At 55.0% G+C, this 21,185-nt stretch carries 21 protein-coding genes and 1 tRNA gene; 9 read left to right on the forward strand and 13 right to left on the reverse strand.

Annotated features, from left to right (window positions below):
• Positions 1-262 precede the first annotated feature (262 nt).
• The 4 genes from P6287_RS16195 to P6287_RS16210 all read left to right on the forward strand — a co-directional run bounded on the left by P6287_RS16195 (position 263) and on the right by P6287_RS16210 (position 3,828).
• A complete protein-coding gene (locus P6287_RS16195; protein ID WP_110867269.1) occupies positions 263-445 on the forward strand; it encodes a general stress protein in 183 nt (60 codons plus the stop codon).
• A gap of 70 nt (positions 446-515) precedes the next feature.
• Entirely contained in the window at positions 516-1,028 is a 513-nt protein-coding gene (locus P6287_RS16200; RefSeq protein WP_137386456.1) for a DUF892 family protein, read from the forward strand.
• A gap of 129 nt (positions 1,029-1,157) precedes the next feature.
• Positions 1,158-1,775, forward strand: a complete 618-nt coding sequence (locus P6287_RS16205; RefSeq protein WP_101761859.1) for a glutathione S-transferase — start codon at positions 1,158-1,160, stop codon at positions 1,773-1,775.
• Positions 1,776-1,785: 10 nt separating this feature from the next.
• A complete protein-coding gene (locus P6287_RS16210) occupies positions 1,786-3,828 on the forward strand; it encodes a pyridoxamine 5'-phosphate oxidase family protein (protein ID WP_277974099.1) in 2,043 nt (680 codons plus the stop codon).
• Positions 3,829-3,834: 6 nt separating this feature from the next.
• On the opposite strand, the gene P6287_RS16215 is transcribed toward P6287_RS16210, so the two are convergent.
• Positions 3,835-4,293, reverse strand: a complete 459-nt coding sequence (locus P6287_RS16215; protein WP_277974100.1) for a GNAT family N-acetyltransferase — start codon at positions 4,291-4,293, stop codon at positions 3,835-3,837.
• A 360-nt stretch (positions 4,294-4,653) separates the two neighbouring features.
• On the opposite strand from P6287_RS16215, the gene P6287_RS16220 reads away from it, so the two are divergent.
• Genes P6287_RS16220 through tssD form a run of 3 tightly spaced genes read left to right on the forward strand, consistent with a single transcriptional unit; the run spans position 4,654 to position 5,906 of the window.
• A complete protein-coding gene (locus P6287_RS16220) occupies positions 4,654-5,172 on the forward strand; it encodes a DUF2778 domain-containing protein (RefSeq protein WP_222185473.1) in 519 nt (172 codons plus the stop codon).
• Entirely contained in the window at positions 5,150-5,413 is a 264-nt protein-coding gene (locus tag P6287_RS16225) for a hypothetical protein (protein ID WP_277974101.1), read from the forward strand. The genes P6287_RS16220 and P6287_RS16225 overlap by 23 nt, the downstream gene beginning before the upstream one ends.
• 1 nt (position 5,414) lies before the next feature.
• On the forward strand, positions 5,415-5,906 hold the full coding sequence (gene tssD / locus P6287_RS16230) for a type VI secretion system tube protein TssD (protein ID WP_277974940.1): 492 nt from the start codon (positions 5,415-5,417) through the stop codon (positions 5,904-5,906).
• Positions 5,907-6,037: 131 nt separating this feature from the next.
• Here the strand turns inward: tssD and P6287_RS16235 are convergent.
• Positions 6,038-6,113, reverse strand: a tRNA-Phe gene (locus P6287_RS16235).
• A 193-nt stretch (positions 6,114-6,306) separates the two neighbouring features.
• On the opposite strand from P6287_RS16235, the gene P6287_RS16240 reads away from it, so the two are divergent.
• Positions 6,307-7,629 (forward strand): PAS domain-containing methyl-accepting chemotaxis protein, encoded by a 1,323-nt coding sequence (locus P6287_RS16240; RefSeq protein WP_277974102.1) that lies wholly within the window; start codon positions 6,307-6,309, stop codon positions 7,627-7,629.
• 74 nt (positions 7,630-7,703) lie between these two features.
• On the opposite strand, the gene mrdA is transcribed toward P6287_RS16240, so the two are convergent.
• From mrdA to P6287_RS16295, 11 genes are all read right to left on the reverse strand, one after another.
• On the reverse strand, positions 7,704-9,578 hold the full coding sequence (mrdA, locus tag P6287_RS16245; protein ID WP_277974103.1) for a penicillin-binding protein 2: 1,875 nt from the start codon (positions 9,576-9,578) through the stop codon (positions 7,704-7,706).
• A gap of 223 nt (positions 9,579-9,801) precedes the next feature.
• Positions 9,802-10,515 (reverse strand): purine-nucleoside phosphorylase, encoded by a 714-nt coding sequence (gene deoD / locus P6287_RS16250; RefSeq protein WP_008103284.1) that lies wholly within the window; start codon positions 10,513-10,515, stop codon positions 9,802-9,804.
• A 33-nt stretch (positions 10,516-10,548) separates the two neighbouring features.
• Positions 10,549-11,772 (reverse strand): phosphopentomutase, encoded by a 1,224-nt coding sequence (gene deoB / locus P6287_RS16255; RefSeq protein WP_277974104.1) that lies wholly within the window; start codon positions 11,770-11,772, stop codon positions 10,549-10,551.
• 94 nt (positions 11,773-11,866) lie between these two features.
• Complete coding sequence (gene deoA / locus P6287_RS16260) at positions 11,867-13,189, reverse strand: thymidine phosphorylase (protein ID WP_101761828.1); 1,323 nt, start codon at positions 13,187-13,189, stop codon at positions 11,867-11,869.
• A gap of 64 nt (positions 13,190-13,253) precedes the next feature.
• Positions 13,254-14,033 carry a deoxyribose-phosphate aldolase gene (deoC, locus tag P6287_RS16265; RefSeq protein ID WP_277974105.1) on the reverse strand — a complete coding sequence of 260 codons (780 nt, stop codon included), beginning with the start codon at positions 14,031-14,033 and terminating at the stop codon, positions 13,254-13,256.
• Positions 14,034-14,324: 291 nt separating this feature from the next.
• Positions 14,325-15,104 carry a TatD family hydrolase gene (locus P6287_RS16270; protein WP_192412101.1) on the reverse strand — a complete coding sequence of 260 codons (780 nt, stop codon included), beginning with the start codon at positions 15,102-15,104 and terminating at the stop codon, positions 14,325-14,327.
• Positions 15,101-16,153 carry a DUF6363 domain-containing protein gene (locus P6287_RS16275; RefSeq protein WP_110867276.1) on the reverse strand — a complete coding sequence of 351 codons (1,053 nt, stop codon included), beginning with the start codon at positions 16,151-16,153 and terminating at the stop codon, positions 15,101-15,103. The genes P6287_RS16270 and P6287_RS16275 overlap by 4 nt, the downstream gene beginning before the upstream one ends.
• A 179-nt stretch (positions 16,154-16,332) precedes the next feature.
• Entirely contained in the window at positions 16,333-16,494 is a 162-nt protein-coding gene (locus P6287_RS16280; protein WP_007893192.1) for a DUF1328 domain-containing protein, read from the reverse strand.
• Between the two features lie 93 nt (positions 16,495-16,587).
• Entirely contained in the window at positions 16,588-17,202 is a 615-nt protein-coding gene (gene osmY / locus P6287_RS16285) for a molecular chaperone OsmY (RefSeq protein WP_101761824.1), read from the reverse strand.
• Between the two features lie 261 nt (positions 17,203-17,463).
• Complete coding sequence (gene prfC / locus P6287_RS16290) at positions 17,464-19,053, reverse strand: peptide chain release factor 3 (protein WP_277974106.1); 1,590 nt, start codon at positions 19,051-19,053, stop codon at positions 17,464-17,466.
• Between the two features lie 239 nt (positions 19,054-19,292).
• Positions 19,293-20,396: an amidohydrolase gene (locus P6287_RS16295; RefSeq protein WP_210081135.1), complete on the reverse strand. Its 1,104-nt coding sequence runs from the start codon at positions 20,394-20,396 to the stop codon at positions 19,293-19,295.
• Between the two features lie 238 nt (positions 20,397-20,634).
• Here P6287_RS16295 and ftnA point away from each other — a divergent pair, with 238 nt between their 5' ends.
• Positions 20,635-21,141 carry a non-heme ferritin gene (ftnA, locus tag P6287_RS16300; RefSeq protein WP_101761821.1) on the forward strand — a complete coding sequence of 169 codons (507 nt, stop codon included), beginning with the start codon at positions 20,635-20,637 and terminating at the stop codon, positions 21,139-21,141.
• Positions 21,142-21,185 lie beyond the last annotated feature (44 nt).

Below are 21,185 nucleotides of genomic sequence, written 5' to 3' on the forward strand. Positions count from 1 at the left end.
CAGGAATGTTAATTTATTTCATCACGTTGGAAGAGAAAAAAGTTATAAGCGCAGCGGTCAATTATTTTCTCTCACCCATTAATCGCGAAGCTTTAATTATCTTTTTTGCCAAATCAAATTATTTTAAGTATGTAAAATAACTTAACGATTTCAACCATCTTAGGATAATTCCTAATTGCAATTGGTTGTACGTTTGGCTTTTAGGGCTAACCTTAAGTAGCAAATGAAATATGCGTTATCCCCTTTATCTGAGGTATTCATTATGACAACACCACGTGGCGGTTCTGGCAATTTTGCCATGGACCCGGAAAGAGCCCGCGAAGCGGGTAAAAAAGGCGGCCAATTAAGCGGCGGCAATTTTCGTAATAATCCAGAGCGTGCGATTGAAGCGGGACGAAAAGGCGGTAAAAAAAGCCGTCGAGTCGTCGATAAATCTCCCGCATAACGTTATTGCGGCTGGCCGGTAATTCGGCAACAGCCGCAATCTCCTTTTATTTATTTGTCAGGAAAATATTATGAGCCACAACAGCGAAGAGCACTTTCTCGATTGGGTAAAAGATGCCCATGCCATGGAAAAACAGGCTGAAAGCATGCTGGAAAAAATGGCCTCGCGCCTTGAACACTATCCCGACCTTAAACTGCGTATCGAACAGCATATTGTTGAGACCCGTGAACATCAGACGCTGGTGCAGAGCGTGATCGATCGCTACTCCACTTCTCAATCGGTATTGAAAGATCTCGCCGGCAAAATCTCCGCTTTCGGTCAGTCGATTGGCGGCGTGATGGTGGAAGATGAAGTGGTGAAAGGCGCGATCAGCGGCCACGTGTTTGAGCACCTTGAGATTGCCAGCTACACCTCACTGATTGCGGCGGCGCAGCATCTCAACGATCACGAAAGTGCCGATATCTTCTCGCGCATCCGCGAGCAGGAAATCGCCATGGCCGACTGGACCTTGACGCATTTGCCGGACGTGACCGAACAGTATTTGATTCGCTCCGCTACGCCAGGCGTGGAAGCTAAGAAGTAGCTCCGGCACGATTCTTCCATTTTTCGCAACAATGACTTCGCTAACCCGGCTATTCTGCCGCTAAATTGTCTATGCGAACCTTATGGCAAGGCTCGGGATTATCCCGAGCAACACCTAAGGAACCGCAACATGAAACTCTATCACTTCCCGCTTTCTGGTCATGCTCACCGCGCACGTCTGTTCCTGTCGCTGCTGGATTTACCGCATGAAGTCATCGATGTTGATCTCAAATCTGGCGAAAACAAAACGCCGGAATTCCTCGCCATGAATCCGTTTGGTCAGGTGCCGGTGCTGGAAGATGACGGCGTGTTTATTGCCGATTCCAACGCCATTCTGGTCTATCTGGCGAAGAAAAGCGGTCGCAGCGAATGGCTGCCGGAAGATGCGCTGGGCGCGGCGGCGGTACAGCGCTGGCTCACCGTGGCAGCCGGTGATATCGCCTTTGGTCCAGCCGCGGCGCGTTTGATTACCGTGTTTGGCCGCCCGTTCAATCCTGAAGAGGTGATTGCCCGCGCGCATCTGGTGCTGTCACGCATTGAGCAGCATCTTGAAGGCCGTGAATGGCTGGTTGGCGATCGCCCGACTATTGCCGACGTTGCGCAGTACAGCTATATCGTGGGTGCGCCAGAAGGCAATGTCGATCTCTCCGGCTATCCGGCGGTGAACGCGCTGTTGCGTCGCATCGAAGCGCTGCCGGGCTTTGTGCCCTTCCCTCAAACTGCGGCTGGCCTGCGCAGCATCGCCTGAGTCCACCATCATGAGCAAGAAACTACCGGTTTGGCATCAGGGTGAAATTGCGCTTCAGCAACAGGCGGGTGTGGCGGAGCGCATGGCGGACGTCGGCCAGCGCGTGATCCGCGATCACATGCCCGATCAACACCGCGACTTCTACGCGCAGCTGCCGTTTATTGTGGCGGGCAGCGTGGATGCGCACGGCGATGCGTGGGCCACGCTGCTGGAAGGCCAACCCGGTTTTATCTTCTCGCCCAATGCCACCACGCTGGATATCGAGGCGCGTCCGCATCAAGGCGATCCCGCGGCGGCGGGCATGCAGGATGGCGCGCCGATTGGGCTGCTGGGCATCGAACTGCATACGCGGCGACGTAACCGCATGAACGGCGTGCTGCAGGCGATTGGCGCTGGTTTTCGCGTGCAGGTGGAACAGAGTTTTGGCAACTGCCCGCGCTATATCCAGCTGCGTGACTTTCACTTTGCACATCCTCCCGCTGAACCTTATCGCGGTGAGGTGGAAACCCTGAGCGCGCTGGATGATGCCGCGCGCGCCAGCATCGGCGCGGCGGATACCTTCTACGTCGCCACCTATGCCGAACGCCAGGTTGATGCCTCGCATCGCGGTGGTAAACCGGGTTTCGTACGCGTCAGTGAAGATGGCCTGCTGACCATTCCCGACTTCAACGGCAATCTGTTTTTCTCCACGCTGGGCAACATTCACCAGAATGGCAAAGCGGGATTGCTGTTTGTTGATTACGCCAGCGGCGACACGCTGCAACTGAGCGGCGATGCCGAAGTGATTCTCGACTCGCCCGAGATCGCCGCCTTTCAGGGTGCCGAGCGGCTGTGGACGTTTCGTGCGCGCCGTATCGTGCGTCGTCGTGCCGCCCTCGCCTTACGCTGGTTAACGCCGCCGGATGGCGTCGCACCCAGTTCGCTGATGACCGGCGACTGGCAAGCCGCCGCCGAACGCCTGCGTGCAGCAGATCTGGCTTCGCGCTGGCGTCCGTTCAAGGTGATTAAGGTGGTGGATGAGAGCGCCACGATCCGCTCGTTTCATTTAGTGCCGGATGATGGCGCGGGTCTGTTGCCGCATCTGGCCGGTCAACATCTGCCGATTCGCCTGCAGTTGCCCGGTACGGATAAGCCGCTGATGCGCGCCTACACGCTTTCGGTCGCGCCATCGGAGAATTTTTACCGCATCAGCGTCAAGCGTGAAGGCGTGGTTTCGTGCTACCTGCACGATCATCTCCACACCGGAGATACGCTGGAAGCGCGTGCGCCGGCGGGTGATTTTACTCTCGACGCCAGCGAACCGCGTCCGGCGGTGCTGCTTGCCGCTGGCGTGGGCATCACGCCGATGCTGGCGATGCTGCGCCATCTGATATACGAAGGAGCGCGCAAACAGCGCCTGAGCCCTACGTTTCTGTTCCAGTCGGCGCGCAGCAAAGCCGAGCGCCCTTTTGTGCGCGAACTCGACCAGTTGCTGGCGGCGGCGCACGGCGCGGTGAAACTGGTGCGCGTGCTAAGCCAGACGGCGGATGCAGAACCGGATGTTGATTACGATTTTGCCGGCCGCATCGATATGGCGCTGCTCTCGCGGGTGCTGCCGTTTAACGATTACGACTTCTATCTGTGCGGTCCGCCGCAATTTACCCAGGCGCTGTACGACGGGCTGCGCGCCTTGAATATCGCCGACGATCGCATTCACGCCGAAGCCTTTGGGCCGTCGTCGCTGCAGCGCACCAACGATATTGTTAAAGAAGCAAAACCGCTATTGCCGATAGCAACCCAATCGGTGCCGGTGAAGTTCATGGATTCACTGAAAGAGGCGCGCTGGACGCCGGATACCGGTTCGCTGCTTGAGCTGGCTGAAGCGCGTGGCCTGAGCCCAGCGTACAGCTGTCGCGCCGGACATTGCGGCAGCTGTAAAACCAAACTGCTGCAAGGCGCGGTGACTTACCCAACGCCACCGAGCGCGCAAGTGGCGGATGATGAAGTGCTGATCTGCTGCGCGCGGCCGGCGCAGCAGGAGGATGAGGTGCAGGCGATTCAGCTGGCGCTGTAAGATTTATCACGCTTTGTTTTTGTAGATATCAGGCCGGGTAATCGTCCACGCGTAGTTCGGCTGGTTGACCGGTTGATAGCCAAACTTTTCATACAGCCACGGCGCCGTGCTGGTGAACAGCGTAATTCTGCGCAGCCGCGCAAAAACCGGATGCGCATGAATGCACGCCATCAACCAGCGTGCCAGGCCGTTTCCCTGATACGCGTCGAGCACATAAACATCGCACAGATAAGCGAAGGTGGCGTAATCCGTGATGAGCCGCGCAAAGCCAATTTGTTCGCTCTGATGGTAAAGACCAAAGTTAAGGCTGTTTTGTATCGAAGCATTAACCGTCTCTTCATCAATACCTGCTGCCCATGTCGAAGTGGTGAGATAACGGTGTATGGCGGCGAGGTCCAGTTTATTTTCATCCGTGCTGATCAAATAACCCTCTTTGTTCCACTCTTCTATGACGAACTCACTCATCTCTGCGGCCTACGATAATTGGGTTGGGGTGTAAGAGAATTTATGAAGGATTGTTGTGGGCGACAAGCGATTCTTTATTTGGACATAGCTGCTGTGGTTAGACTGATTTCTGGAGTTAACCTTTTTAAAGTCTTATCAATAATTCAATTGGCAGTGCTGGTTTTATCAAACAAATTTTAGAGATAAATATTTATATCCAACTGTTTTATATTAAATAAAAAAAATAAAAACTACGCCATTCAAAAAAAACATTAGTTCAAAACGTTAGATCAACCCATAAGAAGCCCTAACAATTTTTGGCACTATATTCCATTCATTGTTACTATCACCCACGGTTATTACATGGTTAATGAGGGAACGATGGCATTGAATGGAACACTTATTCTTAACGGCGCGGATTACGCACCGTTAAACATCTATGGCGTCGGCGTTTTCATGGCGTTTTCTGGTAATGGCGCTTATCGAAATCGAGGTGGATGCGGCGCAGTTTCGGGTGACGGCCCATTGCCACCGGGGAAATACTGGGTTGTCGATCGCGGCGCGGGTGGTTTCTTTGGTAAGCGAAAGGCGGAATTACAGGACGCCTGGAACAAGTACACGAAAGGCGTGGCCTTTGGCCGAAGTGAATGGTTTGCACTCTATCGGGAGGATGCAGCCATTGACGATGAAACATGGTATGAGGGCGTGCGCCGCGAATTATTCCGGCTTCATCCGGGAACCGTGTCAGAAGGTTGCATCACCATCCCCCACAACTCCGATTATGCGCGTATCCGCCAGGCGTTTATGAACACATTAATGGTGCCCGTGCCAGGCAAGCCTTCGCTGATGGCCCGAGGATTAATTGAGGTTGTTGCCAATGGCTCAAACACTTGCCCGTAGGGCCGCAAAATGCGTTTTCTTCATACTAGTAACGCTGGCTGTGGGCAGATCGCTCGGTGGCGCTGAAACGTACATCTCACAGAATTTCGCACGAAAGGTTGCCGTGTTAATAAGCGGCGAATCCAACATTGAAACTCTCTACGACGCCTATTTCTACATTGATGTTGTCATCGTGATGTCCATCACCACGGCTGTTTACTTAATAACCATGAAGTTAATCAAAAAAATAAGGAGCAAGTAAAATACCAATCCCTCCGTATATGTGGCTTAAAGATGATGGTGGCGCAGATATTCGAGGATCTGTCGATGTTCACGACCGTGAAGGCAGCATTGAAATTATCGGCATGAGCCACGACATTAACCTGCCAGTGGACGGATCTAACGGTAGGATCACCGGTACGCGCCAGCATTCATCAATGATGATTGAGAAAGAAGTGGATAGCTCCACGCCTTATCTGTACAAGGCAGCAGCCACCGGGCAGACGCTAAAAAGCGCTGAACTTCGCTTCTATAACATTAGCGATGCTGGCCAGGAGGTTTGCTATTACACAGTGCTGATGGAAAACGTGAAAGTCACCGGCGTTAACTGCGGCGTGGCAAATGTGAAGCTTGCAGGCAATGACAAACTAAACCATACGGAAAGCGTCAGTTTGCAGTATGAAAAAATCACGTGGCGAATTGTGGATGGCAACATCCAGTACACCGATGCTTGGAACGAGCGTCCAACCGCTTAGAACAACCTTTCCTGCTTTAGAGATACAGAGACTCAAGCACCGCATCGAGCCGTAATCGTCGCAAGGTTGTATGAAGAGTGATGAAACCCAGAAAAGCAAAAACCCAGCCATAAGCTGGGTTTTCAGAATGTTGGTGCCCGGACGCGGAATCGAACCACGGACACGGGGATTTTCAATCCCCTGCTCTACCGACTGAGCTATCCGGGCAACGGGGCGCATTAAACCCTACTCGCGCGGCACCGTCAAACGCTTTTCGGCAAAAATCAGCTGACTGATGCCTTTTACAGCAACCTTCAGACCAACCGGTAAAAATTCATTCGCCTATCGCTGGTATAGGTGAATTTTTAGTCGCTTGTGCCGATAACCTTGCTGACAACCGATACCAATAATAAGGTCCACCATGTTCAGCACTATTACATCAGGAATACTGTCACGCCTTGCGTGGCAAAAACGCGGTCACAGCAAGGCAACGCTCAGTTCATTACAAGATGCCATCGCCATGGTCGAATTCACCCCAGAAGGTAAGATCCTTACCGCCAACGAGCTGTTTCTCGAGCGTATGGGTTACACGCTCAAAGAGATTGTTGGTCAGCATCACAGCATGTTCTGCACCGCCGATATGCTTAACTCGCCGCAATACCGCGACTTCTGGCGACGCCTGAATCGCGGCGAAGGCTTCAGCGATAAATTCCTGCGCGTGGCAAAACACAGCCGTCCTATCTGGCTGGAGGCGAATTACGTGCCGGTGCAGGATCGCAGCGGCCGCGTGATTAAAATCGTCAAGCTGGCGAGCGATATCACCGCGCGCATCATGGACGCGCAAGAGCAGCGCGCCATGACCACTGCGATTGAGCGTTCGATGGCGGTGATCGCCTTCAATCTCAAGGGCGAAGTGTTGATGACCAACGACAACTTCCTGAAAACCATGGGCTATAACGCGTCAGAAGTGATCGGCGTGCATCACAGCCAGTTCTGCCCGCCGGATATGCGCAACAGCGACGAATATCGCCGCTTCTGGCACAAGCTGAATCAGGGCGAATTTATCTCCGGCCAGTTCCAGCGCGTAAATAAACGCGGCCAAACGGTGTGGCTGCGCGCCACTTACAACCCGGTGTTTAACGAAACCGGCGAGCTGTACAAAGTGGTGAAGTTCGCTACCGATGTCACCGCGCAGGTGGAGAAGAATCAGCAAGAGCGCGACGCGGCGCAGCAGGCGTATCAAACCGCACTGCAAACCAGCGAAAGCACGCGCCTTGGCGCCACGGTGATTGAGAACAGCGTGCAGACCATGAATGATTTGGCGGGCGAGCTGCACGGCATTTCTGGTGATATCAACGATCTGAGTCAGTCGTCGGATCGCATTGGCGCCATTGTTGAGAGTATTCGCCGGATTGCCGATCAAACTAACCTGCTGGCGCTGAACGCCGCGGTGGAAGCGGCGCGCGCCGGTCAGCATGGTCGCAGCTTTGCCGTGGTGGCCAATGAAGTGCGCACGCTGGCGGCCAACATCAACCGCGCCACCTCCGAAATTGAGAACATGGTGCAGCAGAACCATACGCTGGCGGAGAAAGCGCTGAAAGGTATCGCCTCCAACCTGAAACGCGCCGATCAGGGCGTGGGGTTGGCGAAAGAAGCCGGCGGCATGATGGCGGATATTCGTGACAGTTCCAGCGAAGTGGTGCGCGCGATTGGGCATGTTACCGCGACATTGCGAGAGGAGTGATGCGTTGCAGGTCGCAATGCACCGCGACCCCACAAACCAGGCGGCATGACAATAACCTGCCAAGGCCGCATGGTTTAGTGCGCCGCCGTCGCCACCGGCGGCGGTGTGGCTTCCGGCATAAAAATGTGGTCGAGAATATTGCGCATCAGCGGCGCCGCCGTGACGCCTTCGTTGCCGCCGTTTTCAAGAATCAACGCCACCGCCACTTTGGGATCGCTAAACGGCGCAAATGCGGTGTAGAAGATGTGGTCACGCAGGCGCATCGGCGTCATTTTGGCGTTATACACCTGATTCTGTTTCAGGCTGAATACCTGCGAGGTGCCGGATTTCGCCGCAATGCCGTACGGCGCGGTGTGAAAGTATTTGTAGCCGGTGCCGTTCGGCGCATTCGCCATACCGAACATGGCGTGGCGCACCAGCGACCAATACGGCGATTTAGCATCGCCAATCTGCGGCTGGGGTAGTTTTGCCTGGTAGAGCTGCACCTCCTTGCCGCGCTGTGATTTCTCCAGCAGATGGGGATTGATCACACGCCCGTTGTTGATGAGCGCCACCATCGCTTTCACCATCTGAATTGGCGTCGCCACCCAATAACCTTGTCCAATGCCCACTGAAACGGTATCGCCCTGATACCACACGTGTTTGTGCACCTTCTGCTTCCATTCGCGGCTCGGCAGCAATCCGGCGTACTCTTCGTTAAGATCGATGCCGGTCGATTTTCCGTAGCCAAACTGGCTCAACATGGTGTGGATGCGATCGATGCCCATCATAAACGCCACCTGATAGAAGAAGCTGTCCGCCGACTCTTCGATGGCTTTGGTGACGTCCAGCATGCCGTGACCGGTTTTTTTCCAGTCGCGATATTTACGATCGGTGCCCGGCAGCGTCCAGGTCGGCGCGCCAAATAGGGTAAAGCTCGGCGTGATGACTTTGGTCAGCAGCGCCGACATCGCCATATAAGGCTTCACGGTGGACGCCGGTGGATACAAGCCTTGCGTAACGCGGTTGATCAGCGGCAGATCTTTATCCTGCAGCAGGGCTTTATAGGCTTTGTAGCTGATGCCTTTGACGAACGGATTGGGATCGTAGCTCGGCGCGGAAACCATCGCCAGCACGCTGCCGTCGTGCGGATCTTCAATCAGCGCCGCCGCACGTTGCCCGGCTAGCTGGCTCTCGACGTACTGCTGCAGATGCAGATCGAGCGTCAGCGTGATGTTCTGACCGGCCACCGGCGGCACCTCTTTCAGCACGCGCACGATGCGGCCGTGGTTATCCACTTCCACTTCCTGATAGCCGGTTTTGCCGTGCAGCAGCGATTCATAATAGCCTTCAATGCCCTGCTTACCGATGTTGTGGTCAGCCGCGTAGTTCTCGCCAACGCCTTCTGCGTTCAGGCGTTTGTAGTCGTTATCGTTGATTTTCGAAACATAGCCAAGCACGTGCGCCAGGTCGGCACCGTAAGGATATTCACGGTCCTGATAGGTATCGACGGTGACGCCGCTAAAGCGGAATTGATTGACGGCGAAGCGCGCGACTTCTTCGTCAGTCAGTTCCGCTTTCAGTTCAACCGGCTTGTAGCGGCTGTTCTGTTTGAGCTCGTGCTCGAAGGTTTCAATCTCTTCCGGCGTAAGATCGACAATCGGCGTCAGCTCTTTCAGCGTTTCCTGCATGTTGTCGATTTTGTACGGCGTGATGTGAATGTCATACCAGCTGACGTTGCGCACCAGCGGAATGCCGTTGCGATCGAAGATCAATCCACGCGTGGGCGCGATGGGGATCATTTTGATGTCGTTTTCGTTGGAACGCGTCTGGTAATAGCTGTGCTGATCGACCTGCAGGCGATACAGGTTGATGCCTAAAATGGTAAAGCAGATGACAACCAGGGCAAAAGCGACAATCGCACGGCGGGCAAACAGCTTTTCTTCTGCTTCGAAATTACGGAAATTCATCAGGTGGGCTTAATCTCTTTGTTATCACGCTAATGATAAGCAGAGATTGTTTCAGAGCCAGCACGAAGATGCACAAGCCTGGGTAAAAGTGTGTCAGATGTTTACGGGATGGTGCGGTCTGGTGCCCTCACCCCGGCCCTCTCCCACCGGGAGAGGGAGAAAAAAAGCGCCGACTGGTCCCCTCTCCCGCGTGCGGGAGAGGGTTAGGGTGAGGGAAAAGAGATTAATCGCCCAGCAGCACTGACTCCAGCGCGATCTTAATCATATCGTTGAAGGTGGTCTGACGCTCAGCCGCCGTGGTCTGCTCGTGGGTGCGGATGTGGTCCGACACGGTACAGATGGTCAGCGCTTTCGCACCAAACTCTGCTGCCACGCCGTAAATACCCGCCGCTTCCATCTCCACACCCAGAATGCCGTACTTCTCCATCACGTCGAACATCTGCGGATCTGGCGTATAGAACAGATCGGCGGAGAAGATGTTACCCACGCGCGCATCAACGCCCAGCGCTTTCGCGGCATCAACGGCGTTACGCACCATGTCGAAGTCAGCAATCGCCGCGAAGTCGTGATCCTTGAAGCGCATGCGGTTCACTTTGGAATCGGTGCAGGCGCCCATACCAATCACCACGTCGCGCAGTTTCACGTCTGCGCGCACTGCGCCGCAAGAACCGACACGGATAATCTTCTTCACGCCGAAATCGGTGATCAGCTCTTTGGTGTAGATCGAGCAGGATGGAATGCCCATGCCGTGACCCATCACCGAAATCTTGCGGCCTTTATAAGTCCCGGTGTAACCCAGCATGCCGCGCACGTTGTTCACTTCCACCACATCTTCGAGGAAGGTTTCCGCAATGTGCTTTGCGCGCAGCGGATCGCCTGGCATCAGCACGACGTCCGCGAAATCACCCATTTCTGCATTAATATGAGGCGTTGCCATGGTTATTTTCCTTATTAAATTTGGGGCGCTGTTTTACAGCATGCTCTTGCCGTAGTCCATGCTGGACAGGCCAAAATATTTTGCGATGGTCTGGCCGATATCCGCGAAGGTATCGCGGTATCCCAGCGATCCTGGCTTCACATTCGGGCCGTAGATCAGAATCGGAATGTGCTCACGCGTGTGCTCGGTGCCTTTCCAGCTTGGATCGCAGCCGTGATCGGCGGTGAGGATCAGAATGTCGCCCTCTTGCACCAACTCCATCAGCTCTGGCAAACGACGATCGAACAACTCCAGTCCGCCCGCATAACCGGCGATATCGCGACGATGTCCCCACGTTGAGTCAAAATCAACGAAGTTAGTGAACACAATCGAAGTATCTGGCGCTTTCTTCATCTGCTCAATCGTAGCGTTGAACAGCGCGTCTAAGCCGGTGGCTTTGACTTTCTGCGTGATGCCCTGCTCAGCGTAGATATCGGCAATTTTACCCACCGAAATCACTTCACCGCCCTTCTCATCGACCAGTTTTTTCAGCATGGTCGCTGAAGGCGGCTCCACCGCCAGATCGTGACGGTTGCCGGTACGCTCGAAGTTACCCGCTTTGTCGCCCACGAACGGACGCGCAATCACGCGGCCGATGTTGTAGCCGCCATTGGTCAGCTCCTCACGGGCGATTTCACACAGTTCGTACAGACGATCAAGGCCAAAGGTCTCTTCATGGCAGGCAATCTGGAAAACCGAATCCGCCGAGGTGTAGAAAATCGGCTTGCCGGTTTTCATGTGCTCTTCGCCGAGCTGGTCGAGGATCACCGTGCCCGATGAGTGACAATTACCGAGATATCCCGGCAGATCGGCACGTTTCACCAGAGTATCCAGCAGCGCCTGCGGGAAGCTGTTCTCTTTATCGCTGAAGTAGCCCCAATCAAACAGCACCGGCACGCCGGCGATTTCCCAGTGGCCCGACGGCGTATCTTTACCGGACGACAATTCGCTGGCGTAAGCATACGCCCCGATGATTTCCGCGTTGGGATCGAGGCCTGGCGGGAAACGACCGGTAGAGAGCTCAGCCGCTTTGCCGAGGCCCAGTTTGGTCAGGTTAGGTAAGTGCAGCGGGCCTTCGCGACCTTCATTGGCGCGGCCTTCGAAACAGGCTTCGGCGATATGGCCGAGCGTGTCCGATCCTTCATCACCGAATTTATCGGCGTCTTTGCTGGAGCCGATCCCGAAGGAGTCGAGAACCATAATAAAAGCACGTTTCATGCAAGTCTCCTGCGCAATGCGCGATGACAAGTCAAAAAAAAGCGATCAGATCAGTATACCCGAACGGCCGCTGCCTGGCACGAAGAAGCGCCAGTTATTCGCTAATGCGACGATAAACTACCGGCGTGATCGCTGGCGCAGTATCGCTCAGCGTGATGGCTGCTTTAACGGCGGCGGCGGCCTGCTGCCACTGCGCTTCCGACGCGGCGTGGATAATTGCCAGCGGACGCTGCGCGTCAATCTGCGTGCCGAGCGTGGTCACATCGCTCAAGCCCACGCTGTAATCAATGCTGTCGCTGGCGCGCTGGCGCCCCCCGCCGAGCGCAACCACCGCCATGCCGAGCGCACGCGTATCCATTGCGCTGACGATACCGGCGCCATCGGCGTATACCGCTTTGCTCAGCGTTGGCGCGGGCAGATAGCTGTCCATGCGCTCGATGAAATCTACCGGACCCTTTTGCGCCGCCACCATGCGGGCAAATACTTCAGCGGCTTTGCCGTTATCCAGCACCTGCTGCAGCTTTTGGCGCGCATCGGCGTCATTCTCAGCCAGTTTGCCGGAGATCAGCATTTCCGCGCACAGCGCCATCGTCACTTCCAGCAGGCGCGGATTGCGCGCCTCGCCGGTCAGGAACTGCACCGCTTCACGCACTTCCAGCGCATTACCGGCGGTAGAAGCCAGCACCTGATTCATGTCGGTGAGCAGCGCGGTGGTTTTACAACCTGCGCCATTGGCGACGCCAACAATCGCCTGTGCCAGATTTTCTGAGGCTTCGAAGGTCGGCATAAAGGCGCCGGAGCCCACTTTCACGTCCATCACCAGCGCATCCAATCCTTCCGCCAGTTTTTTGGCGAGGATCGACGCGGTGATCAGCGGAATGGAGTCCACGGTGGCGGTGATATCGCGCGTGGCGTAAAAACGTTTGTCGGCCGGCGCCAGCGAATTGGTCTGACCAATAATCGCGATGCCGACGTCTTTAATGATCTGGCGGAAACGATCATCGCTCGGGAAGATATCAAAGCCCGGAATCGCTTCCAGTTTATCCAGCGTGCCGCCGGTGTGGCCGAGGCCGCGCCCGGAGATCATCGGCACATAACCGCCGCACGCTGCTACCATCGGGCCGAGCATCAGCGAAGTGACATCGCCAACGCCGCCGGTGGAGTGTTTATCAACAATCGGGCCGTTGAGATTCAGCGATTTCCAGTTCAGCACCGTGCCGGAGTCGCGCATCGCCATAGTCAGCGCCACGCGCTCGTCGAGCGTCATATCATGGAAATAGATGGTCATCGCCAATGCGGCAATTTGACCTTCCGAAACGCTGTTGTCGCGCACGCCGTTGATGAAGAAGCGAATCTCCGCTTCACTCAGCGCCTGGCCGTCGCGTTTTTTTCGAATAATTTCTTGTGGCAGGAACACAATGGCCTCCCGGAATAAAAAAGAGGTCACCATAAATGGCGACCCTACAAAGAATGATGTGAACTTAATAACCGGCTTTGCTGGTCGCGGTTTCGTGGCCCAGCGTATTCAGCAGGCTTGCCAGCAGGCTGGAGGCACCGAAGCGGAAATGACGCGCATCCGCCCAGCCTTCACCCAGAATGTCGTCCGCCAGCTGCAGATAAAGCGCCGCGTCTTCTGCAGTGCGCACGCCGCCCGCCGGTTTGAAACCAACCTGCTGCTTCACGCCTTTGTCGCGGATCACTTGCATCATGATCGCCGCCACTTCTGGCGTCGCGTTGACCGGCACTTTACCGGTGGAGGTTTTGATGAAATCGGCACCCGCATCAATAGCGATTTCCGAAGCGGCACGAATCAGCGCTTCGTCTTTCAGCTCGCCGCTTTCGATGATCACTTTCAGCAGCACGTTCGCCGCCGTGCAGGCTTCTTTACAGGCTTTCACCAGCTCGAAACCGATATCGCGGTTGCCAGCAATCAGCGCACGATACGGGAACACCACATCCACTTCGTCAGCGCCGTAGGCGATGGCCGCGCGGGTTTCGGCCAGCGCGATCTCAACGTCATCGTTGCCGTGCGGGAAATTGGTGACGGTGGCGATGCGGATTTCCGGCGTGCCCTGCTCGCGCAGCGCTTTACGTGCTGCCGGGATGAAACGCGGATAGATGCAGATGGCAGCGGTGTTACCGGCTGGGGATTTCGCCTGACGGCACAGCGCGATCACCTTCTCGTCGGTGTCGTCTTCGTTCAGGGTGGTTAAATCCATCAGTTGCAATGCGCGCTGTGCTGCTGCTTTCAAGTCGGTCATGATGCTCTCCAAAATTCAGATCGGCGGGCACAACCCACCGGGGAATGTGATAATTCTAACAAATACCGTGACGTTAAATTGCGCTTCACGTCACACGAAAAAGAAAACCTGTCATTTAAATACAATTATTTAGTGATGATTATCACAAATAATTGCTAACCAGGCGGGAATGCGCCGTGATGGACATTGTTATTATTATCACAAAAATGGACGCAAAAGTGTACTCTCAGCTTTATCAATGTAGCTAATCAGGCGTAAGGCAGCGTAAATGCAGAATCTGTCGGGTGAGAATCAGGCAGGCAAGGCGAACAGCTGCTGGCTGTTATGCCAAAGCGCATCGGCGATCGCTTCAGGGGATTCGCTGCGTAACTGACACAGCACGTCAAACACGTTGCGCGCCCGCTCCGGACGATTGGGCTGGCCCTGAAAACCGTGCAGCGGCATATCGGGCGCGTCGGTTTCCAGTAATAACGCCTTGAGCGGCAGGTTGGCGATGGTGTTGCGGGTTTTACTGGCGCGTTCATAGGTGATAGTGCCGCCAACGCCAATGGCATAGCCAAGCTGAATAAAGCGCTCCGCCTGCTGCTGGCTGCCCGCAAAACCGTGTACCACGCCACGACGCGGCAGATCGTGACGACGTAAATGCAGCGCTAATTGATCGTGGGTGCGGCGCGAGTGCAGGATCACCGGCAGATCGTATTGCTTCGCCAGCTTGAGCTGCTTATCGAGCAGCCGCGTCTGTTTGGCAAATTGCGCATCGTCCATATAGAGATCGAGACCGATCTCGCCGATCGCCACACGCTTGCTATCGGGCTTTTTCAGCCAGCGCGCTAATTCATCAAGGTGCGCATCTTCCTGATGCTCAGCAATATTGATTGGATGCAGGCCCAGCGCGGCATACAGCGCCGGATGCTGCTGCGCCAGTTGCGTCACAAGCGCGAAACGGCTGGCATCCACGCTCGGTACAATGATGCGTTCCACGCCGGCCTGCGCAGCGCGCGCGATGCTGGCGTGCGCATCATCAACGAACGGCGGGAAATCGAAGTGGCAATGCGTGTCGATAAACTTCATGCCAGCGAGCCTTTATCAAAATCGGCATCGTTTTCCGCCAGCGCGGGCGTAATCAGCGGGCGATTGTCGGGCGCATTCGCCACTGCTGCCGGCGGCGTAACCGTGGTTGAACGCACCAGCGGCTCAGCATCGCTTAGCCATTGACCAAGCGTGGCGAGGAAATAGCGCCCGCTGCGGCGGCCTAAATGGTAATCCTGATTCAGCGATGACAAGCGGCTGCCAAGCGCCATGCTCGCCAGCGGTTTTGGCGGACAGATTTCGATGATGCGCAGATTATCCGGCGGCTGCTCGATGAACTGCTGAATCTCGCGATAGCTCTCTTCATGCTGATGCAGGATGTTGATCATCGGCTGCAATGCGCTGTCGGACAAAAAGCGTTCCATGCGTTTAAACCACTTCGGCGTGTAGGACACCTGCGACGGCACGGTGCGGATCACCACAATGGTATCCGCGCCACGGCGCGCAGCTTCGCGTACCGGAATGGCATCGCTGATGCCGCCGTCAAGATAGCTCACGCCGTCCATCTGCACGCCGCTGCGGTAAAAACCGGGGATCGCGCTGGACGCTTTTAGGATGTCGTGCCAGTTGGTGCTGATCGGGTTGAAGTACTCGGCGCGGTAATCATCGCTGCGGCAGGCGCACATATAGAATTCGCTGCCTTTGGCAAACAGCCCTTCGGCGGTATTGAGCGCCAGCGGGAATTCCTGTTTAGTGATATCGATCAGCCAATCGAGATCGATAAGATGCCCGCCGCGCACGAATCGTAGCGGATCAAAGAACAGTTTGCTGGTGGTGTAACGGGAGATCACGCGTCGCGCGTAGCCAGGCTGGCCACAGACAAACGCCGACAGGTTTTGCGCCCCGGCCGAGGTGCCGAGTAACAGTTGAAAAGGATTGAAGCCTGCGCGTTGAAATTCGTCCAGCACGCCTGCGGTAAAGATGCCGCGCTGACCGCCGCCTTCGCACACCAAGGCGATTTTATTCGATTTAAAAGGAGTTAAAGCCAGCGGTTCGAATGAACCTAATGTCAACGGAATACGTGTGCCCAATGGATGTCCCTCAGTGTTGCTTGCTCTGAGGGAGTCGCCGAAGCAGCATCCCGGAGAACCAGTCATTGTCGTTCCCTGACCAATTGCTTCTGCAATCGTTGCGGCTTCGTAGTATGCCGCACAAGACCGGTCTCCGCTTTAGGTGACTCGCGGGTTAGCGTCTATTGAGACGCAAGTAGTCAGGGTCGTTTGCGCCCGGTAAACAGGCTCACGAGGAACAGAATAATACCGACAATGAAGACAATTTTAGCTGCCCATGCTGCCGTACCCGCCAGACCGCCGAAGCCTAATGCCGCAGCAATCAGAGCGATGACCAGAAAGATAATACCCCAACGAAACATAAGCCTCTCCTTTACCATTGTGAAAATCGAACTGCTTATTTACACCTTTGTTTTTATTACGAAACGGCACCTGCTGGTGCCGAGTCGCTCGCGTTAAGATTTCACCTTCAGGTCATTCTTCACGCTTTTCACGCCTTCAATGGCTTTGGCGATCTTCTCAGCACGGTCGGACTGTGCCTGATTCGCCACTTCCCCTGATAACTGCACAACACCGTCGGTGGTTTCCACCTTAACGTTGCGTGATGGCACGATATCATCTGCTAAAAGCTTAGCTTTAATTTCGCTGGTGGTTGCGGTATCGCCCGCATAACCTTTCAGAGAAGCATTTTTGCTGTCTTTAACGTGTAGTTTGTCGCTGACGGATTTCACACCTTCGACTTTCTGCACCAGCGCGACGGCTTTTTCAGCCTGATCCTGAGAAGCCACGAAGCCGCTCAGTGTCACCACGCCATCGTGCGTTTTGACGGAGATATCCGTGCTTTTAATTGCGTCATCATCCACCAGCGCCGCTTTGGCTTTAGCCGTGATGCCGCTGTCATCCATATAGCCATCGACTTTTTTCATAGAGCTATCGATCTTCGCACCCGCGCTGTCGGAGGTTTGCTGTGCTTTCTGCGACAGTGATTCATCTGCAAACGCCGCACCGCTCAGCAGAGCAGAACCGGCCAGGGCAGCAATCAGGGTTTTAGCAATCTTAGTCTTATTCATCGATATCATCCTTCTATCAGTTAACTCATCCGTTATCGCGGATGCGCCAGCAACGAACGGCGTTGCTGAGTTACTGGACGTAATGAAACCCGAAAGGGCTCTTTTCTCGTCCGACAGGATAATAGTAGTAGGGATTACAGCTTTTGCTGGCTCTTGTGGTTGATATATCGCCAAAAAGAGAAAAAAACAGCGGAATTAGGAGGAGTCTGTAACAAACAAAACAGGGCCAGTGAAAATCACAGGCCCTGCTGGCAACGGCGATTAGTGCTCGCGCGTTTTGCGGAATCTCACGTCAGGATAGCGTTCCTGAGTGATGTTGAGGTTCACCATGGTTGGCGCGATATACGTGAGGTTATCACCGCCGTCGAGCGCCAGGTTTACTTCGTTTTTACGCTGGAAATCGTCGAATTTCTTCGCATCATCACACTCAACCCAGCGAGCGGTTGAGACGTTGATGGCTTCGTAGATCGCTTCAACGTTGTATTCGCTTTTCAGGCGTGCCACCACCACTTCGAACTGCAGCACACCGACCGCGCCCACAATCAGATCGTTGTTGTGTACCGGGCGGAACACCTGCACCGCGCCCTCTTCCGACAGCTGAACCAGCCCTTTCAGCAGCTGTTTCTGCTTCAGCGGATCGCGCAGACGGATACGGCGGAACAGCTCTGGCGCGAAGTTCGGAATGCCGGTGAACTTCATGTTTTCACCCTGCGTAAAGGTGTCGCCAATCTGAATGGTGCCGTGGTTGTGCAGACCAATGATGTCGCCCGGATAGGCTTCTTCTACGTGCGAACGGTCGCCGGCCATAAAGGTCAGTGCATCGGAAATCACCACATCTTTACCGGTACGCACCTGACGCAGCTTCATGCCTTTTTCGTACTTGCCGGATACCACACGCATAAAGGCGACGCGGTCGCGGTGCTTCGGGTCCATGTTTGCCTGGATCTTAAACACGAAGCCGCTGAATTTCTCTTCCTTTGCTTCCACCAAACGCGCGTCGGTGTTGCGCGGCATTGGACGCGGCGCCCAGCTAACCAGGCCATCCAGCATATGATCAACGCCGAAGTTACCCAGCGCGGTGCCGAAGAACACCGGCGTGATTTCGCCACTCAGGAACAGCTCCTGATCGAACTCGTGCGAAGCGCCCTGCACCAGCTCCAGCTCATCGCGCAGCTGCTGTGCCAGATCTTCGCCTACTGCGACATCCAGTTCTGGATTCGCCAGCCCCTTAACAATGCGCACTTCCTGAATGGTGTGGCCTTTACCGGTTTGATACAGGTAAGTTTCGTCGTTGTAGAGGTGATAAACCCCTTTGAACAACTTGCCGCAGCCAATCGGCCAGGTAATAGGTGCGCAGGCGATCTTCAGCTCACTCTCCACTTCATCCAGCAGCTCCATGGGATCGCGGATGTCACGGTCGAGTTTGTTCATAAAGGTGATGATTGGCGTATCGCGCAGGCGCGTCACTTCCATCAGCTTGCGGGTGCGATCTTCAACACCTTTCGCGGCGTCGATCACCATCAAACAGCAGTCAACCGCCGTCAGCGTACGGTAAGTATCTTCAGAGAAGTCTTCGTGTCCTGGCGTATCCAGCAGGTTCACGAGGCTGTCGCGATACGGGAACTGCATCACCGAGGTGGTGATGGAGATACCACGTTGTTTCTCCATCTCCATCCAGTCCGATTTCGCGTGCTGGTTGGAGCCGCGGCCTTTGACGGTACCGGCGGTTTGAATCGCCTGTCCGAACAGCAGCACTTTTTCGGTGATTGTGGTTTTACCGGCGTCCGGATGCGAGATGATCGCAAAGGTACGGCGGCGCGCCACTTCTTCTAAAAAGGAGGCATTAGACATTGAGTGAATTCTTCTTCAAGGGCAACACGCGGACAGCGCGCTGCGAATAAATCGTTTCGGGGTCATTCCGCAGGATAACGCGGCCAATGGCGACGCAGTGGCGTCGGTTCACAGCAAGAGGTGCGCGATCTACATTGGCGGCAGTCCTGAATCCCGTCAGCATTGAGGCGGCATAGCATACAATATTTCGCAGAAAGGGGGAATCGGTGCCCTTAATGGCCCTCACCCTAACCCTCTAATCACCCCAACACCCGCACCACTGCCGCCTTGAAGATCTTCACGCCAATCTCCAGCGAGCTCAGCTCAAAGCGCATCTCAGGATGATGTAAACCCGGCACCAGATTGGTTCCCAATCCCCAGAAACCGGCTTTAACCTGCGGGTTTTTCACCGGGTAATAGAAGAAATCTTCGCTGCCCGGCGTGGTTTTGGTATCCAGCAAACCGGCTTCGCCCAGCACGTCGACAATCGCCGCGCGAATCACCGCCGTAGCTTCCTCATGAATTTCTGCCGCCGGCATCTCTTTTAGCACCACCACGTCCGCCGTGGCACCCAGCGCCGCCACGCTGTGCTGAATCGCCAGCGTGACTTTCTCTTTCAGCACCGCCATTGGCGCGTTTTCCTGCGAACGCAGATCCCACACCACGCGCGCCTCATCCGGCACCGAGTTGGTCACGCCCGCATCGCACAGAAAGCGTGTAGCTTTCACGCTCCAGGTCAAACCCGGCGGCAGATGGATGGCGTTGACGGCCTGTACCGCTTGCACCGCCGCATCCAGCGCGTTGACGCCCAGATGCGGACGCGCCGCATGCGCCGGTGCACCTTTGATGGTAGCTTCCAGCGTGCTGCAGGCAGAGTAAATCACCGCTGGCGTCGCCTGTCCCACATGACACTCTTCCAGCGGACGCACATGGAAGCCGAGAATCATCTCCACATCCTCCAGCGCGCCGCCCTCAATCATCGCCAGCGCACCCGCACCGAGCTCTTCCGCCGGCTGGAACAGCAGCTTGAGCCGCCCTTTCTTGATCGCGCCCTCTTTCATCAGCTCTTGCGCTGCCGTCAGCACCACCGACGAATGGCCATCGTGGCCGCAGGTGTGACGCGCACAGGCTACGCCATCAATGATATGGCCGAGCGCATCCATATCCGCACGCAGCGCCAGCACCGGACCGGGCACGCCGCTGTCGATTTCCGCCACCATGCCGGTGGTGTTATTGATGCCGCGCGTCACCTTAATTCCGGCGCTCTCCAGCTGATCGGCAATATAAGCAGAGGTTTTGAATTCCTGAAAACCCAGTTCGGGAATTTCATGCAGAAAATGGTAATGCTCTAAGACGTTCGACACCGCTAAGCTCCTGACAAGTAAAGGCAAGCCTCAGCATCGCCCGATGCGCAGCTATAATCAATCCAGCGTGAATGAAAATTAGTCAAAAATGAGAACTCCTCGCATTCAACATGTGGAATAATTCCATTTACAATCAATAAGATAAATTCAACCTTTTTGCGAAAAACCCTTCACAAAAAAGTATAGATTGATGCATAATTCGCCGTACTTCACCTGACAAATTAAAAAGGACTCAGCCATGTTAACTGCTGAAATGACCTCGCGTTTAAACGACCAACTGAACCTCGAATTCTTCTCTGCCAACCTCTATCTGCAGATGAGCGCCTGGTGCAGCGATAAAGGCTATGAAGGTGCCGCTTCATTCCTGAAAATGCATTCTCGCGAAGAGATGCAGCACATGCAGAAGCTGTTCGATTACGTCAGCGATGCCGGCGCTTTGCCGGTGCTGGGCAGCATTGCGGCGCCAGCGATTAGCTGGACTTCACTGAACGACGTGCTGGAAGAAGCGCTGAAGCATGAGCAGCTGATTACCAAAAAAATCAACGAGCTGGTGCACACCGCCTTAACCACCCAGGATTACTCAACCTTCAACTTCCTGCAGTGGTACGTTGCCGAGCAGCATGAAGAAGAGAAGCTGTTCAAAACCGTGCTGGATAAACTGGCGATGGTCGGCAACAAAGGCGAAGGCCTGTTCCTGGTGGACAAAGATCTCGGCCACATGTCCGTCGACGGCCACGGCGCATAATAATAAAGATTACACACAGCAAAAATTGAGAACGCCCGACATGT

It is taken from the genome of Pantoea sp. X85 (assembly GCF_029623675.1).
Taxonomy (GTDB): Bacteria; Pseudomonadota; Gammaproteobacteria; order Enterobacterales; family Enterobacteriaceae; genus Pantoea; species Pantoea leporis.

Excerpts from the sequence above, each read along its gene's own strand:
- P6287_RS16195 (WP_110867269.1), top strand. The coding sequence starts at position 263 with ATGACAACACCACGTGGCGGTTCTGGCAATTTTGCCATGGACCCGGAA.
- P6287_RS16200 (WP_137386456.1), top strand. The coding sequence starts at position 516 with ATGAGCCACAACAGCGAAGAGCACTTTCTCGATTGGGTAAAAGATGCC.
- P6287_RS16205 (WP_101761859.1), top strand. The coding sequence starts at position 1,158 with ATGAAACTCTATCACTTCCCGCTTTCTGGTCATGCTCACCGCGCACGT.
- P6287_RS16210 (WP_277974099.1), top strand. The coding sequence starts at position 1,786 with ATGAGCAAGAAACTACCGGTTTGGCATCAGGGTGAAATTGCGCTTCAG.
- P6287_RS16215 (WP_277974100.1), bottom strand. The coding sequence starts at position 4,293 with ATGAGTGAGTTCGTCATAGAAGAGTGGAACAAAGAGGGTTATTTGATC.
- P6287_RS16220 (WP_222185473.1), top strand. The coding sequence starts at position 4,654 with ATGGCATTGAATGGAACACTTATTCTTAACGGCGCGGATTACGCACCG.
- P6287_RS16225 (WP_277974101.1), top strand. The coding sequence starts at position 5,150 with ATGGCTCAAACACTTGCCCGTAGGGCCGCAAAATGCGTTTTCTTCATA.
- P6287_RS16240 (WP_277974102.1), top strand. The coding sequence starts at position 6,307 with ATGTTCAGCACTATTACATCAGGAATACTGTCACGCCTTGCGTGGCAA.
- mrdA (WP_277974103.1), bottom strand. The coding sequence starts at position 9,578 with ATGAATTTCCGTAATTTCGAAGCAGAAGAAAAGCTGTTTGCCCGCCGT.
- deoD (WP_008103284.1), bottom strand. The coding sequence starts at position 10,515 with ATGGCAACGCCTCATATTAATGCAGAAATGGGTGATTTCGCGGACGTC.
- deoB (WP_277974104.1), bottom strand. The coding sequence starts at position 11,772 with ATGAAACGTGCTTTTATTATGGTTCTCGACTCCTTCGGGATCGGCTCC.
- deoC (WP_277974105.1), bottom strand. The coding sequence starts at position 14,033 with ATGACCGACTTGAAAGCAGCAGCACAGCGCGCATTGCAACTGATGGAT.
- P6287_RS16270 (WP_192412101.1), bottom strand. The coding sequence starts at position 15,104 with ATGAAGTTTATCGACACGCATTGCCACTTCGATTTCCCGCCGTTCGTT.
- P6287_RS16280 (WP_007893192.1), bottom strand. The coding sequence starts at position 16,494 with ATGTTTCGTTGGGGTATTATCTTTCTGGTCATCGCTCTGATTGCTGCG.
- osmY (WP_101761824.1), bottom strand. The coding sequence starts at position 17,202 with ATGAATAAGACTAAGATTGCTAAAACCCTGATTGCTGCCCTGGCCGGT.
- prfC (WP_277974106.1), bottom strand. The coding sequence starts at position 19,053 with ATGTCTAATGCCTCCTTTTTAGAAGAAGTGGCGCGCCGCCGTACCTTT.
- ftnA (WP_101761821.1), top strand. The coding sequence starts at position 20,635 with ATGTTAACTGCTGAAATGACCTCGCGTTTAAACGACCAACTGAACCTC.